This window comes from Dysgonomonas sp. ZJ709, assembly GCF_011039195.1.
Lineage (GTDB): Bacteria > Bacteroidota > Bacteroidia > Bacteroidales > Dysgonomonadaceae > Dysgonomonas.
The window spans coordinates 46,586-61,224 of the sequence record NZ_JAAKEM010000009.1 but is presented as its reverse complement, the minus strand read 5'-3'; the positions used below and the strand labels follow the sequence as shown (position 1 = coordinate 61,224).

Here is a 14,639-nt window from a genome sequence, read left to right as displayed (position 1 = left end):
AAATAATTTATTAACATATAAATGCAAAAAGGAGATATTCCAAGAATATAATATTGTTTAGTATTGAATATATGAATCTGTATAATTATTTGATTTATTGATTATTTAGTAAAGGGTAGCAGAAGTAATAGATCCGTTTTATCAGAGTCTTTTGGATTTATATATTTAAATTTTTTATGCCCGTCTTGAAACTCGATTTTTTTTACATTATTTATATTTAAGCATTCATTTGTATTTAAGAAATAGGATGTATTGCCGCAAATCAGAGAATCTTCTCTAAAGAAAACCTGATCTAAATATAAGATGGTTTTCTTATTATTATTTTGTGTAATTCTCATTTCATGACTAGGCTTTTTCTTAAATTTCTTAGGGTTATTATTTTTATCTACACATTCTATGCTATCAATCGAATTTGTTAGATAGGAAGAAACCAGACCTAGAGGATCTCTAACATATGCAACATTTAGTTTTGCAGGATCATTGTCTTTAAATTGTTCTTTAAAACTCTCAATAGGGATATAATAAGTAGTACAATTTGTGCAGTTTATAATAATTATTACAATAATTATTAACCCAATAAGTTTTTTCATGTGTATAGTAAGGTGTTTTCGGAAGTTTGTTTATTTTGATATTTTATTTTTAGATATCTAGATGAAAAGAAGCCGACTCAACAGCCGGCTTCTTGCTCTTGTATATCTTAACTGTATAATTTAGATAGCTCCTGTTTCTTTCAGTACAGCATTTGTTTTGTGTACAGCAGCGGCAGATGCTTCGAACTTTTCTTTTTCGTCAGCAGTCAGTTTGATATCGATGATTTTTTCCCATCCGTTCTTACCAAGAACAACAGGTACACCAATACAAATATCGTTTTGTCCATATTCTCCTTCAAGAGCAACACAGCAAGGGATTACTTTCTTTTGGTCGTGTATAATAGACTCTACTACATAAGCTCCGGCAGCGCCCGGTGCATACCAAGCCGATGTTCCAAGAAGACCTGTAAGGGTAGCACCACCAACCATCGTATCAGCAACTACTTTGTCAAGAACCTCTTTAGATAAGAATTCAGATACAGGGATACCTTTGTATGTAGCAAGGCGTGTAACAGGAATCATTGTAGTGTCACCGTGTCCACCGATAACCATTCCTTCAACTTCGTTAGGATTGCAACCTAAAGCCTGAGTCAAATAATATTTGAAACGAGAGCTATCTAATGCTCCACCCATACCGATTACACGGTGTTTAGGAAGGCCTGTAACTTTAGATGTCAGATAAGTCATAGTATCCATCGGATTAGAGATAATCACAAGGATAGCATTCGGAGAATGTTTTAGAATATTTTCAGATACAGTTTTAACAATACCTGCATTTACACCGATTAGTTCTTCACGAGTCATACCCGGTTTACGAGGTATACCCGAAGTGATAACAACTACATCAGAGTTTGCTGTTGCCGAATAATCGTTTGTAACACCTACGATACGGGAATCGAAACCCAATAATTGAGCTGTTTGATTCATATCCATAGCTTTACCTTCCGAAACTCCTTCTTTTACATCAAGCATTACTACTTCGTCTGCTACTTCGTTTAATGCAAGCACGTTTGCACATGTTGCTCCTACATTACCGGCACCAACAACTGTTACTTTAGACATAATAATTTAGTTTTGATTTTTATATAATATAATAATTTCTTCTTTTTTGGTATACTAAGATAGCTGTAGCTGTTATATAGATGCTATCTATGATGCTTTTTATTCTAACAAATGTACATGCTTATTCTGAAATAATGAAGATATTTGAATGTAAAATTCTTTTGAAGTATTAAAAAAAACGAAAGAGTTTTATCATTTTGTACAATCTATTTAAAACATATATATTTGTACTCAAAGTTATATAGTCGAAAATTATATGGAAACAGAATCGAAAAGTAATACTAAATTATTAATAGGAATTATAGTTGTACTGATAATAGGCATGGCTGTAGCTGGTTATTTTATTTTCCATCAGAAGACCCAACTGGATGAGATGCAGGAGGAAAGCTTACTTACTAAACAGCAGCTCGAAGATGAATATGAGAGCATGACTATGCAGTACGAAGGATTTAAAATCAATCTAAAAAACGATTCTTTACTTCATCAATTAAATAACGAACAAGCTAAAGTTCAACGCTTATTGGACGAGCTGAAAACGGTAAAAGCTGATAATAAGGCAGAAATCAGTCGTCTGAATAATGAATTGGCTAGTTTACGTAAGATTCTTAAGTCATATATTGCCCAGATAGATTCACTGAATCGGGCAAATGCACAGTTGAGACAGGAAAATAAAGAAATAACTGATAAATATCAGGCTACTAACAGGACTCTGAATGAGGTTTCGCAACAAAAAAATAACCTGACAGAAAAAGTTACTTTGGCTGCTAAGCTGGATGCGACAGGTATTAGTGTCTCTGCTACAAATAAAAAAGGGAAAGTTCAAAAGAAAATAGATAAGGTTGAACAGCTTATTGTAAACTTCACAATAACAAAAAATATTACAGCCGAACCAGGCGAACGTACTATCTACGTACGAATAATGAAGCCCGATGATGATGTACTGGTTAAGAGCAGAACAAATGTTTTCCCTTTCGAAAATGGTGAAATCAACTACTCGATGAGGAAAATAATCGAGTATGGAGGTGAAGAAGTTCCTGTAACTATGTACTGGAATGTAGAAGAATATCTTATGCCGGGAACATATCGTATAGATATATTTGCTGATGGTAGTCGTATCGGGTCTAAATCATTTTCAATGGATAAATAATGAAAATACACGAAGCAAAAACAGAGCATATCTGGATTATTCAATCATTATCGAGCCGTGTGTGGCCTCATACATTCAGGGAGATTTTGTCCGAACAGCAGATTGCCTACATGATGGATATGATGTACTCCGATCAGGCGCTCGAAAATCAAATGAAGGAGCTTAATCACCATTATCTATTAGTTGAAGAACAGGGTGAATATCTGGGATATGTATCTTACGAATTAGATTATAAAGGGAAACCTTGGACTAAGGTTCATAAAATTTATGTTCTGCCTTCTACTCAAGGTAAAGGTGTGGGGCGTTTGTTTATAGAGGCTGTCGGTAAAATAGCTAAAGAATATGGTAACTTGGAGTTATCCCTCAATGTAAACCGATACAATAAGGCTGTTGATTTCTATAAGAGAATGGGGTTTGAAATCATTGGAAACGAAGATATTGATATTGGTAATGGTTTTTTAATGGAGGACTTTATCTTAAATAAGAAACTGTAAATAATCGTTAATTGTAGGTTAAATTTAATAAAATTCGTAAGTGCACTTACGAATTTTCTGTTTTCTTAAGGGTGTATTTCTTATCTTTGCACATATTAAGATTTTAAACTAAAAGAATTTACTATGAGATTAAGAAATCTATTTATTTTATTCGCAGTGGTGGGATTGTTACTCCCAGGTTTTTCATCGTGTAGCAGTGATGATGACGATGATGTTATAATTAACCCTAATGGCGTATATTCTGCTGAAAAATTGGAGTTAAACGGTGCTAAGGCTGCGGAAGGAGTGAAAATTACAATTGGCGAGCAGGTAGCTAATGCTGTAGATATTACTTTAGAAAACGTGATACTTGGCGAGCCTAAATTAGTATTGAAAGGTACTTTAGCTCAAGATGGCAGAAATTACACTGTAAAATCTACAGATATGAACGAGAATCGTAACATTACAGTAGAAGGAACCACAACTGGTGATAAATTGACTGTGAAAGTTATTACTAACGTTAAATCGCAACTTGTCGGAACTTGGAATCTGAAAATTACAAATGTAACATCTGGAGATAATCAGGGTAAATTTGCTGATATTCTCTTTAATATCAAAACAAAAGATGGTGGTTTTATGGAGGAGATGATACAAGGATTTGTGCCTCTATTCGCTGGGAAAGCAATTGCAGATAAAGTTGAATCAGTTACAGTTATATTTAACGAAGATGGAACTACTAAAATATCTTATAAAGAACTTGGTGGTATGACAGAATATGTAATAACAGAGACAATTCCTATTTCATATTATACAGATTCGAAAACGAATAAATTATATTTAGCTGTTGAAAAAGGTGCTATTGATCAATTACTCGAAACATTAAAAGAATCATTAGCAGGGATTGATCCCGCAGCGATTAAAGTTATATTGATTGAAAATGGTTTATATTACACATTGCCTATCAATGTTACAATAGAAAATAGTCATGCATATTTTTATATATCCAGAGATACGGTAGATAGAGCAGAGCCTTTATTTGATGTTATAAAAGGACTACTTCCTCCAGAAATGAATTTGGAACCAATGGTAGATATTATATTAACAGCTCCAACGTTAAACTTTGGTCTAGGATTCGATAAACAATAATATTTTATTTTACTATATAAAAGAGGTTGCTGAAATAAGATCAGCAACCTCTTTTTTTATTTAACAATATGATTCTTGCTAAGTTGCATATTTTTGTCTTATTTTGATCTCGGATTTACTGTACAGATAAATGAGTACCACATTTCACAACAATATTGATATAATCACAACAAAAATGAACGTATCGGCAAATAGCCGTCGACCTTTTTTGTTTGGTGTCAATTTTGAGTTGACAGAGGGCTTTTTTATTGAAGATCCACTAAAGCAAAATGAGATATTGTTCCAAATAAAGTCGGTTAGCAATAAATTAAATTCAATAAACGAATATCCGAAGACCACTTTCAGAACGAAGCCTATTTCTTATGATAGTTATAAAGAAAAGTTTAATATTGTTCATAAAGGATTAAGGCGCGGAGATTCTTTCTTAACGAATCTGACAATAAAAACTCCTATTGAAACCAATCTGTCGCTCGAGGATATATTCGCACAAAGCAAAGTGCCTTATTCACTATGTATTCCTGATAGGTTTGTTTGCTTCTCTCCCGAGCGATTTGTGAAAATAGCAAATGGGCGGATATCCTCTAATCCGATGAAGGGTACTATAAATGCGAATATACCCGATGCGGAAAGCATTATTCTTTCAGACTTTAAAGAAACAGCCGAGCATAATACCATTGTAGACCTTATTCGTAACGACCTCAGTATATCGGCACATGATGTAAAAGTGGAGCAGTATAGGTATATAGATAAGATAAAAACGAACAATGTTGATATTTTGCAAGTAAGTTCTATGATCGAAGGTCAGCTGCCCCATAACTATCGAGCGCAGATTGGAGATATCTTTTTTAGTATGTTGCCAGCAGGTTCTATTTGTGGCGCACCTAAGCAAGCCACTGTCGATTTGATAAAATTGGCAGAAGGGGAGAAGCGGGGATACTATACAGGCGTATTTGGATATTTTGATGGTGTAGAACTCGATTCGGCAGTACTAATTCGTTTTGTAGAAAAAGATGGAGATCAATTATTTTTCAGAAGTGGTGGGGGTATAACTGCTTATAGTAAATGTGAAGAAGAGTATCAGGAAGTATTAAATAAAATATATTTACCGTTGTATGAGTAGATTGACATTTATAGAAACAATTAAGGTGCTTGATGGTGTCTATTATAATTTGCCATCACATATCGATCGGATAAGGCAGACGATGCAGCTCTTCTTTAATATTACTACAGATATTAATTCGCTTTTTCTATCTGTTCCGGTTAAGTTTCAAAAGGGACTGGTAAAATGCAGGATTGTTTATTCAAATAAAACTGCAATTATTTCTTTTGAACCCTATATATTTCAGAATATAAGAAGTTTATATTTAATTGAAGATGATCAGATCGATTATAGCTATAAGTCTACTGACAGAGGTAATTTTAAAAAATTATTACTAAAGAAAGGGGAGATGGACGAAGTTCTGATAATAAAAAATGGATTGGTTACTGATACATCATATTCAAACGTTGTGTTCGAAAACGAATCCGGTTTATATACTCCAGATAGTTATCTCTTGAATGGTACTAAACGGCAACTGCTTTTACAAAAAGGAGTAATAAAAGAAATAAGCATAAGGGTAGAAGATATTCCTCTTTATGATAAAGTATATTTGATTAACGCAATGATGGATATTGAAGATTCGGTTTGTGTTTCGAGTGATAATATTTTTTATAATAATAAGAAGAGTATTATTAGGGTTGGTTAGTCGCTATTTATAGTTTATATAATATATCTAAATGTAGGATATGTTTTTTTAAGAGCAAAAAGGGAGCTGATGTAAATCAGCTCCCTTTCATTAAAAATCTATTGTAGATTATTTACCTTGTTCCAGTTTCAATGTAACAGTTGGTTGGTCACATACTTCAGTTGGTCCGAAGTATTGGATAGGACCCGGATATACATATTCTGTACCAACAGCCCAAGCTTCGCGATTTGTTGCGAAGAATTTGAATGGAGCACCATCAAGTCTTACTAGTGCTTTTTGGATAACCGGTTTCATTTCGCCATGACGACGTTCCATATTCATCATCATAGTTACAGGAACACCACCTGCAATCCACTCACTAGCAGGAGCAGTCGTGTTACGTACCGATGACATGTAACCTGTTTTTCCTGCACCGATAAGAGCCGAAGCTGTATATCCTAACGAGTAGCAGTAGTCAGCATCGTAGTTAGAAGGAGCAGCGCAACGACCTTCGTATCCGAAGAAATGTACCTGTGCAGCAAATTTACCCTCATATTTACCTGCTTTTTTCATTTCAGCAAGTTTGTTACCTACCATTTCGGCAAGTAATTTTTCTGTTTCTATAAGTGATACTTGTACATTACCATGAGGGTCACGGTCAAGAGTTAACTGACGAGCAACACCTTCCGGAAGGCTTCCGAATACAGTAGCATTAGCTGCTGATAAATTCTTTTTGATATATGCTAATTGCTCAGCTTTAGCTACAGCGTTGAATTCATCTTGATGATGTGCAAGGAAATCGTTCAATTCAGAGATCAAAGCTTTCATTGCAGGGATAAATTCGATAAGTCCTTCAGGGATAAGTACAGTACCGAAGTTGTCGCCATTAGCAGCACGCTTAGCAACAGAGTCAGCAATATTTGCTACGATATCGTCAAGCGAAAGCTCTTTAGCTTCTACTTCTTCTGATATGATACAAACGTTTGGTTGTACTTGAAGAGCACACTCAAGAGCAATATGAGAAGCTGAACGACCCATTAGTTTGATAAAATGCCAGTATTTACGAGCCGAGTTACAGTCACGTTGTATGTTACCGATAACTTCAGAATATACTTTGCAAGCTGTGTCGAATCCGAATGAAGTTTCGATCATTTCATTTTTCAAGTCACCATCGATCGTTTTAGGACAGCCGATTACTTGTACACCTGCATTGATAGCTTTGTAGTATTCGGCAAGCACGCAAGCGTTAGTGTTAGAATCGTCACCACCGATGATAACCAGTGCTTTGATATCTAATTTTTTCAAGATTTCAAGACCTTTATCGAAATGTTCTTTTGTTTCCAGTTTTGTACGACCGGATCCGATTATGTCAAAACCACCAGTATTACGATATTCATCGATAATGCCCGAAGTAAGTTCCATATATTTATGGTCGATCAAGCCACCAGGTCCCATAAGGAAACCATAAACACGGCTGTCAGCGTTAAGAGACTTCATACCGTCGAAGATACCTGCAATCACATTGTGACCACCGGGTGCTTGTCCGCCTGATAAAATAACACCAACATTGATTGCCGGATGATTTGCTTTGTCAGCAGATTCCACAAACTTAAGAGTAGGCATTCCGTATGTGTTAGGGAATAATCTCTTTACTTCGTCCTGGTCAGCGATAGATTGTGTTGCTGCACCTTCTTCGATTTTCACAGAACCATATAATGCTTTAGGCATTTTAGGCTTGTAAGCAGCTCTTGCTACTTGTAACGCGCTTTTTTTCATTCGTTTTTGTTGTTTATTATATTGAATAATTTAATCGTTTTTAAGGTCTGCAAATTTCGTTATTTTTTTTCAAATATAAAAGTTTAATACTGTTCTTATTCTGGTATGTTCATTAACATTTACGATCGGAGACATGATTCCTATTCATTTTTTCATTTTTTTAAATATTATAAGATATTTATTATGGCTATCTTTGTTGCTGTTTTTAGTAAAAAAAATATGAAATATATATTAATATTATTGAGTCTCGGAACATTGTTTCTGACCTCTTGTATCAAAGATGAGCCACTATACAGAGAGGCTGATATTGTTTCGTTTACAATTAAGAGCGATGATTATATATCGAGTTCGATGACAGAAGATCGGGTTCAGCTTGTACTATCAGCAGCAGATAAAACAAATTTAATTCCTGAAATCGAGGTATCTCCAGGTGCAACGATTTCTCCTGCATCGGGCGTCGCACAAGATTTCACGAATGATGTAGTCTATACTGTTGTGTCGGAAGATGGAAACTATAGTAAAAGATATACTGTAAGTGTTACATCAAGAATGGGTTTCAAATATGATTTTGAAAATTGGACAGAGGAAGGTGCATATTGGAAATATCCGGCAATGAGCGATCCTGCTTGGAAATCTGCAAACCAAGGGGTTATGACTGCTAAGGCAGGGAATGTAACAGAATACCCGACACGTTCAACTATTGATGCTTATAGGGGGAAGTATGCGGCTTTGCTAGAAACACAAGTAGGCGGAAATTTCTTTGTTGTAGGGTATGTTCCAGTTTTTTCCGGATCTCTTTTCAGAGGCGATTTTAAATTGCAAATGTCTAATCCGGCAAAGTCTCCTTTATTTGGACAGATACATCCTAAGGAGGACGGTAAACCGCTAAAAATGACAGGTTACTATAAATATACACCGGGTGAGAAACTGATAAACAAACAAGGTGAAGTTGCGGGACAGATGGACGAGTGCTCTATTTATGCTGTTTTGTATAAGGTAACTAAAGGAGCCGAAGGTCAGAAAGAATATCTGGATGGGACTAATATACTGACTTCGGACAAGGTTGTTGCTACGGCTATATTAGAAGATAGAACAGCGAAGAAGGAATATACGAAATTCGAGCTTCCATTCATTTACAAAGGAGATATAGATTATTCTCAAAATGACTATAAATTGGCTATTGTTTTTGCTTCTAGTAAAAATGGTGATTTCTACGAAGGGGCTGTGGGTAGCACTCTTATAGTAGATGAAGTAGAAGTGGAATGCGAATCTTTCGATGAAAATTAATTATAACTATAAAGATGAAAACAATTAAATATATAGCTTTTCTGCTTTTATCTATACTGATAACTTTACCTTCATTCGCTCAGATATGGAAGAATGGTACTTTTGAACATAAAATTGTAGCCGGTTTTAATATTGGAGCTACAACTCCTTTGTCTATTCCAGCCGAGGTGCGGTCCGTTGAGGCTTGGTGGCCTCAATTCACACCACAACTCGGGTACAATGTCGTCTATAGAACAGAGAGTAAATGGGGATTGGGTAGCGGTATCTTGCTCAATTATAAAGGCATGGGCATACGAGATAGAGTGAAATATATGTATACCGAGGTGATTCCCCAAGAAGGTAGCAATAGTATCTTAAAAGGTTACTTCGTTGGTAAGAATCAAACAACCGTAAAGACTGCCTATGTAACTATACCTCTATATGCAACTTATAAAGCTAGTGAGAACTGGGAAATGCGCTTGGGTGGATACGCTTCTTATTTATTTAGCGGACAGTTCAAAGGGCATGTATCGGATGGTTATATCCGACTTGGTGATCCTACGGGTGAAAAAGTTGAAATTACGGAGAAAGCTACGTTTGATTTTAACGATGATTTAAGATCGTTTGATTTTGGATTGACAGTTGGTGCCGAAAGAAAGATAAATGAGCGTTTTGGTGTTTATGGTAATCTCGATTGGGGATTAAGACCGATTTTCCCTTCCGATTTTAGAGCAGTAGAGTTTAATATGTACAATATCTATTTTACTTTTGGACTGACATATAAACTATAATTTTACAGTTGATATATTATATAAAAAGAGGTTATTATTCAATAACCTCTTTTCTATTTATATTATTTTAATTATCAGAATTTCCATTTTTCTGATGTCTTGGCATCCTTAGTGTTCTTGGTATTTGTCGTACCAGTTCCTACTCCTCCATTATAATATTTCAGGGCGTTGGGCAGAGCCTCTTTTATCTCTTTAATCCGTTTAGCATCCGAAGGGTGAGTGCTGGAGAATTCACTTGTATTACTACCCGATTTTTCAGACATCCGTTCCCAGAATCCAACAGCTGCGCGAGGATCGTATCCTGCCATTGCCATGAATATAAGTCCTAATTCATCCGCTTCCAGTTCGTGCTTGCGCGAATATGGCAACAAAAGCCCATATTGAGTACCTAAGCCAAAAGCCGTTGAGGCAACTGTTTTTGTGATTTCAGATGAACCGCCTAGTACTGCGCTTAAAGCTGTACTGCCATAATTTGCGGCAGTTTGCTGACTCATTCTTTCGTTGGCATGTTTTGCTACCGCGTGCGCTACTTCGTGCCCTATAATAACAGCCAGACCTGTTTCATCTTTCGTGTAAGCAAGTATTCCTTCGTATACGACGATCTTACCACCGGGCATACAAAATGCATTTACTTCATTACTTTTTACCAGATTGAATTCCCATGAAAATTGTGAAACCTCTTTTTCGAGTCCATTCTTTTTGAGATATGCTTCTACGGCATTTGCAATATTCCGTCCTACTTTATTTACAAGTTCTGTATTTTTTTTATCAGTTGATATAGGAGCAGATTGGATAAACTCGCCATATTGTTTTAGACTCGAAGTCAATACTTCCTGATCGGACACTAAAAGCATTTGCTTACGTCCGGTAACAGGAACGCTTCCGCAACTGGTAAACAGGATTGCAGAAACTATAAAAAGAAGGGATATATATTTAAGCATAATGTTGGGTGTATTATTTTTTGTTTTGCTCTTTTAAAAGATCTCTTATCTCCCCTAATAATATTTCTTCTTTACTTGGTGCGGGTGCTTCGGCAGGCGCTTCTTCCACCGGTGCTTTTTTCAATGAATTCATTGCTTTAACAGCAAAGAAGATAGCTGTTGAAATAATAACAAAATCAAGAACTGTCTGGATGAAACTTCCATAATTGATAGAGACTGCTGCCACATCGGCTGTAGCATCCTGAAGTATAAATTTAAGATCGGCAAAATCTACACCGCCCAATACTACTCCTATAGGAGGCATAATAATATCACTCACTAACGATGAAACTATTTTACCGAATGCTCCACCGACTACAACACCGACAGCTAAATCGACTACGTTGCCACGCATCATGAACTCTTTCAACTCTTTTATTACAGACATGCTATTTGTTTTTTATAATTACTATTAAATTATTATTCTATCTATTTAAACACCAATTAAAGGTTTTTGTTTAATATCATTTTTATGGTTTTTATACTGTTAGTATCTGCTATTTGTATCTGTTCGATGCATAGGCTGTCAGGTAGTAACAATTTGTATGGAATATCAGGGTCTATGTCGTGCTTATAGTTTAATAAATAGCCATTTAGTTTGATGGAGTCATTGTTGGTGGTATAGTCGAGAGCAAATAAGTTGTCGTTTTCTTTGATAAACAGGCTTATGGGCGATTTTTTCTTTAATTTATATATTGTATTATCGTCTTCATAATTGGTGAAGAATGTGTTTTGAGGGTCTATGTCAATAAAATCGGTTACAAGTTTGTAGTTTTTGCTCAGTGCGAGAATACCTTTATGATAAGTACAGACTAAAAACTGATTGTCGGAAGTACTATACAATAATAGTATTGAATCTTTATATTTTATTTCTTTTGGAGGGTGTGCAGAGATTATTTTTGTTTCCAAAATATTTTTTATATCTATTTCCTGCTCCTTACTTACTTTCATCAATAATATTTTGTCGTATTTGTCTCCATATATTATGATGGGATAAGATATATATTCTTTCAGTGGTTCTATTATCGCTTTTAAGCCTGCATTGTATTGATACAGTTTATCGAAACTATGATTTCTACTAATATGGATCACCTTTTGTGCTTGTGGTGAGATACATGTGTAAATATCTGTATCGAAAAACTGCTTGTTTTGATTCAGTCGTTGATACATATGCCATCCACAAACAATGACGATAAGCATTAGAATCAATAAAATAACTATCTTTATACTTCGTTTATTCAGCATGAAATAATCTAATCAATTGTTACAAAGATATATGAAAGCTTTAGTAATCAAAGAACTCAAATCTGTTTTTTGTTCTTCCGCAGGCGCTTTTTTCTCTTTCGCATTTCTGCTTGTGATGGGCATTATGCTGTGGGCTTTCGGGGGAAGTTACAACTTTATTGACAGCGGTTATGCAAATATGGGACGTTTCTTTGATTTATCTCCTATTCTACTCTGTATTTTGATTCCGGCATTGACGATGCGACAATTTTCGGAGGAGAAACGAAATGGTACTTTAGATATTCTTCTGTCCAGACCTGTTAGCATACTAAGTATATATTTAAGTAAATTTCTGGCTTCTTATCTGTTTATCCTGATAACCCTGCTTCCTACAACCATATATGTATATTCGTTGTACCAACTTGCTAACCCTGTCGGAAATATAGATATTGAAAGTATTGTCGCCTCATATATTTCGTTGCTTTTACTAATTAAGGTATTTATAAGTATAGGTTTGTTTGCATCTTCTACAAGTCGGAATCAGATTGCAGCGTTGGTTTTGGCTGTGTTTCTTAGTCTCTTTTCTTTTTACGGATTTGAATTATTAGCCGGTATGTTCCTTTCGGGCAAAATACAGGCAATAATATCTTCTGTTGGTCTGGTGCATCATTACCAATTGATGCAACGGGGGGTAATACAACTTAAAGACCTATTGGTGGTCTTCAATTATGTATTTATATTCTCTATTTTTACATTGGTAGTTTTGCGTAGAAGCAAAGGGCGAATAGTGAAGGTCTTAATTATTTTAGCTGCTGTTCTCAATGTCGTATTTCTATCTGTTCCTAATCTGCGATTCGATTTTACAGCGGACAAAAGATATACTTTAAATGATTATTCTAAAAATTTACTGGCAAAGGTTGGAGAACAAGAGTCTGTAAAAGTGAATGTGTATTTAGCCGGAGATTTAAATGCCGGATTTCAGCATTTGCAAGATGCCGTAAGCGAGTTATTGACTGATTTTAACAGATATGCCGATAATAAGATCGAAGTAGCTTATAAGAATCCCTATCAATTATATCCTTCTATTCAGGATATGTATAAAGCAATGACCGAAAACGATATGCCGGGTATTGTTCTCAATGAGGTAGATAGAGAGGGTAAATCCAGTCAGAAGGTTATATATCCTTATGCGGAGCTTACAACATCGAAGGGCTCACTTATAGTGCCTTTACTTAAGAATATTGCAGGCTATACGGCTGATGAAAATCTGAATGCTTCGATAGAAAGCCTCGAATTTGAGTTTATTGATGCTATACGCTTACTTAATCAGGAAAATCCTAAAAATATCGCTTTTATAGAAGGGCATGGAGAGTTACCCAGAGCTTATGTCTACGATGCCGAAGAAGCTCTATCTAAATATTACTTTGTGAATAGGGGAGAGATTGGAGCAGAAATTGGAGTTCTTGATGAGTTGGATGCTATAATTATCGCTGGTCCGACTGAAAAATATACAGAAGAAGAGAAATATATTATCGATCAGTATATAATGTCGGGAGGCAAAGTTCTTTGGCTGGTCGATGGTGTTTACTATTCTCAAAGCGATTTGGCTAGAGAAGGTTTTTCGCCAAGCATGAAAAATGATGTTAGCCTCGATGATTTACTGTTTTCGTATGGTGTAAGGATTAATTCCGATTTGGTGCAGGATAAACAGTCTGCTTCTATTTATTTGATGACTGGCGATGATACCCAGAGCGCAACTTTATTACCTTTCTATTATATGCCATTACTGATCCCTTCGCCCGATGATCCGATAACAAAGAATATAAGGGATGTAAAGACAGCTTTTGCGAGTTCGGTGGATATTGTAAACAACTTGCCACAAATTCAAAAATCTATATTGTTGACTAGTTCAGCAAATACTCATTTGGTAAAAGTACCCGAAATGATAGACTTTGATGTTGAGAAAATACAGAATCAGTCCGGTTATTTCGATCAACAGTATATTCCGGTGGCTGTAAGTCTGGAAGGGGAATTTAATTCGGCTTTTACAAACAGAATGATACCCGATAGGGTTATTGGCCAGCATAAGACAATAAATACGAGCAAAAAAACTAAAATGATAGTTGTTGCTTCATCCGAGATTATCCGTAACGAAATAGAAGGACAAGGCGAAGATTCACATGTATTACCTATGGGATATGATCGTGTTTCGCAAAGGCAATATGGTAACCGTGATTTTATCGTGAATGCAGTAAATTGGCTTACAGACGATGATGGATGGATGCAATTGAGAAGTAAGCAGCAATATATGCGTATTCTGAATAAAAAAGAGTCTTTTTCAAATCGTGATAAGTATGCAGTGCTGAATATCGCTTTCCCTGTCTTATTTATGGGATTGATAATGGGTGGAATATTTATGTACAGAAAAAGGAAGTATGAGAAATAAACATCTTTTAGATT

General features: G+C 35.5%; 14 protein-coding genes. 8 read left to right on the top strand and 6 right to left on the bottom strand.

Annotated features, from left to right (window positions below):
- Nucleotides 1-101: 101 nt before the first annotated feature.
- Nucleotides 102-590: a hypothetical protein gene (locus G7Y56_RS08275; RefSeq protein ID WP_165042648.1), complete on the bottom strand. Its 489-nt coding sequence runs from the start codon at nucleotides 588-590 to the stop codon at nucleotides 102-104.
- 120 nt (nucleotides 591-710) lie between these two features.
- Nucleotides 711-1,652: a malate dehydrogenase gene (gene mdh / locus G7Y56_RS08270; protein ID WP_165042646.1), complete on the bottom strand. Its 942-nt coding sequence runs from the start codon at nucleotides 1,650-1,652 to the stop codon at nucleotides 711-713.
- 256 nt (nucleotides 1,653-1,908) lie between these two features.
- Between mdh and G7Y56_RS08265 the strand changes: the two genes are divergently transcribed.
- From G7Y56_RS08265 to G7Y56_RS08245, 5 genes are all read left to right on the top strand, one after another.
- Complete coding sequence (locus G7Y56_RS08265) at nucleotides 1,909-2,799, top strand: hypothetical protein (protein WP_165042644.1); 891 nt, start codon at nucleotides 1,909-1,911, stop codon at nucleotides 2,797-2,799.
- Complete coding sequence (locus G7Y56_RS08260; protein WP_165042642.1) at nucleotides 2,799-3,293, top strand: GNAT family N-acetyltransferase; 495 nt, start codon at nucleotides 2,799-2,801, stop codon at nucleotides 3,291-3,293. The genes G7Y56_RS08265 and G7Y56_RS08260 overlap by 1 nt, the downstream gene beginning before the upstream one ends.
- Before the next feature lie 123 nt (nucleotides 3,294-3,416).
- Complete coding sequence (locus tag G7Y56_RS08255; protein ID WP_165042640.1) at nucleotides 3,417-4,418, top strand: hypothetical protein; 1,002 nt, start codon at nucleotides 3,417-3,419, stop codon at nucleotides 4,416-4,418.
- A gap of 130 nt (nucleotides 4,419-4,548) precedes the next feature.
- Complete coding sequence (locus tag G7Y56_RS08250) at nucleotides 4,549-5,538, top strand: aminodeoxychorismate synthase component I (protein ID WP_165042638.1); 990 nt, start codon at nucleotides 4,549-4,551, stop codon at nucleotides 5,536-5,538.
- On the top strand, nucleotides 5,531-6,163 hold the full coding sequence (locus G7Y56_RS08245) for an aminotransferase class IV (protein WP_165042636.1): 633 nt from the start codon (nucleotides 5,531-5,533) through the stop codon (nucleotides 6,161-6,163). The genes G7Y56_RS08250 and G7Y56_RS08245 overlap by 8 nt, the downstream gene beginning before the upstream one ends.
- A gap of 108 nt (nucleotides 6,164-6,271) precedes the next feature.
- Here the strand turns inward: G7Y56_RS08245 and G7Y56_RS08240 are convergent, their stop codons facing one another.
- Entirely contained in the window at nucleotides 6,272-7,918 is a 1,647-nt protein-coding gene (locus G7Y56_RS08240; RefSeq protein ID WP_165042634.1) for a diphosphate--fructose-6-phosphate 1-phosphotransferase, read from the bottom strand.
- Nucleotides 7,919-8,137: 219 nt separating this feature from the next.
- On the opposite strand from G7Y56_RS08240, the gene G7Y56_RS08235 reads away from it, so the two are divergent.
- Together G7Y56_RS08235 and G7Y56_RS08230 are read left to right on the top strand one after the other, a co-directional pair.
- The gene (locus G7Y56_RS08235) at nucleotides 8,138-9,205 is read left to right on the top strand and encodes a PCMD domain-containing protein (protein WP_255498685.1); all 1,068 of its coding nucleotides are present in this window, start codon (nucleotides 8,138-8,140) and stop codon (nucleotides 9,203-9,205) included.
- A gap of 14 nt (nucleotides 9,206-9,219) precedes the next feature.
- A complete protein-coding gene (locus G7Y56_RS08230) occupies nucleotides 9,220-9,975 on the top strand; it encodes a porin family protein (RefSeq protein ID WP_165042630.1) in 756 nt (251 codons plus the stop codon).
- Nucleotides 9,976-10,049: 74 nt separating this feature from the next.
- On the opposite strand, the gene G7Y56_RS08225 is transcribed toward G7Y56_RS08230, so the two are convergent.
- The 3 genes from G7Y56_RS08225 to G7Y56_RS08215 are packed head-to-tail and all read right to left on the bottom strand — an operon-like array spanning nucleotide 10,050 to nucleotide 12,200.
- Nucleotides 10,050-10,916 carry a M48 family metallopeptidase gene (locus G7Y56_RS08225; protein ID WP_165042628.1) on the bottom strand — a complete coding sequence of 289 codons (867 nt, stop codon included), beginning with the start codon at nucleotides 10,914-10,916 and terminating at the stop codon, nucleotides 10,050-10,052.
- Nucleotides 10,917-10,929: 13 nt separating this feature from the next.
- Nucleotides 10,930-11,343, bottom strand: a complete 414-nt coding sequence (gene mscL, locus G7Y56_RS08220; RefSeq protein ID WP_165042626.1) for a large-conductance mechanosensitive channel protein MscL — start codon at nucleotides 11,341-11,343, stop codon at nucleotides 10,930-10,932.
- A 56-nt stretch (nucleotides 11,344-11,399) separates the two neighbouring features.
- Nucleotides 11,400-12,200 (bottom strand): hypothetical protein, encoded by an 801-nt coding sequence (locus tag G7Y56_RS08215; RefSeq protein WP_165042624.1) that lies wholly within the window; start codon nucleotides 12,198-12,200, stop codon nucleotides 11,400-11,402.
- Nucleotides 12,201-12,231: 31 nt separating this feature from the next.
- Here G7Y56_RS08215 and gldG point away from each other — a divergent pair, with 31 nt between their 5' ends.
- Nucleotides 12,232-14,625, top strand: coding sequence for a gliding motility-associated ABC transporter substrate-binding protein GldG (gldG, locus tag G7Y56_RS08210; protein WP_165042622.1), 2,394 nt, complete (start codon nucleotides 12,232-12,234; stop codon nucleotides 14,623-14,625).
- Nucleotides 14,626-14,639 lie beyond the last annotated feature (14 nt).

Excerpts from the sequence above, each read along its gene's own strand:
- G7Y56_RS08275 (WP_165042648.1), bottom strand. The coding sequence starts at position 590 with ATGAAAAAACTTATTGGGTTAATAATTATTGTAATAATTATTATAAAC.
- mdh (WP_165042646.1), bottom strand. The coding sequence starts at position 1,652 with ATGTCTAAAGTAACAGTTGTTGGTGCCGGTAATGTAGGAGCAACATGT.
- G7Y56_RS08265 (WP_165042644.1), top strand. The coding sequence starts at position 1,909 with ATGGAAACAGAATCGAAAAGTAATACTAAATTATTAATAGGAATTATA.
- G7Y56_RS08260 (WP_165042642.1), top strand. The coding sequence starts at position 2,799 with ATGAAAATACACGAAGCAAAAACAGAGCATATCTGGATTATTCAATCA.
- G7Y56_RS08255 (WP_165042640.1), top strand. The coding sequence starts at position 3,417 with ATGAGATTAAGAAATCTATTTATTTTATTCGCAGTGGTGGGATTGTTA.
- G7Y56_RS08250 (WP_165042638.1), top strand. The coding sequence starts at position 4,549 with ATGAGTACCACATTTCACAACAATATTGATATAATCACAACAAAAATG.
- G7Y56_RS08245 (WP_165042636.1), top strand. The coding sequence starts at position 5,531 with ATGAGTAGATTGACATTTATAGAAACAATTAAGGTGCTTGATGGTGTC.
- G7Y56_RS08240 (WP_165042634.1), bottom strand. The coding sequence starts at position 7,918 with ATGAAAAAAAGCGCGTTACAAGTAGCAAGAGCTGCTTACAAGCCTAAA.
- G7Y56_RS08235 (WP_255498685.1), top strand. The coding sequence starts at position 8,138 with ATGAAATATATATTAATATTATTGAGTCTCGGAACATTGTTTCTGACC.
- G7Y56_RS08230 (WP_165042630.1), top strand. The coding sequence starts at position 9,220 with ATGAAAACAATTAAATATATAGCTTTTCTGCTTTTATCTATACTGATA.
- G7Y56_RS08225 (WP_165042628.1), bottom strand. The coding sequence starts at position 10,916 with ATGCTTAAATATATATCCCTTCTTTTTATAGTTTCTGCAATCCTGTTT.
- mscL (WP_165042626.1), bottom strand. The coding sequence starts at position 11,343 with ATGTCTGTAATAAAAGAGTTGAAAGAGTTCATGATGCGTGGCAACGTA.
- G7Y56_RS08215 (WP_165042624.1), bottom strand. The coding sequence starts at position 12,200 with ATGCTGAATAAACGAAGTATAAAGATAGTTATTTTATTGATTCTAATG.
- gldG (WP_165042622.1), top strand. The coding sequence starts at position 12,232 with ATGAAAGCTTTAGTAATCAAAGAACTCAAATCTGTTTTTTGTTCTTCC.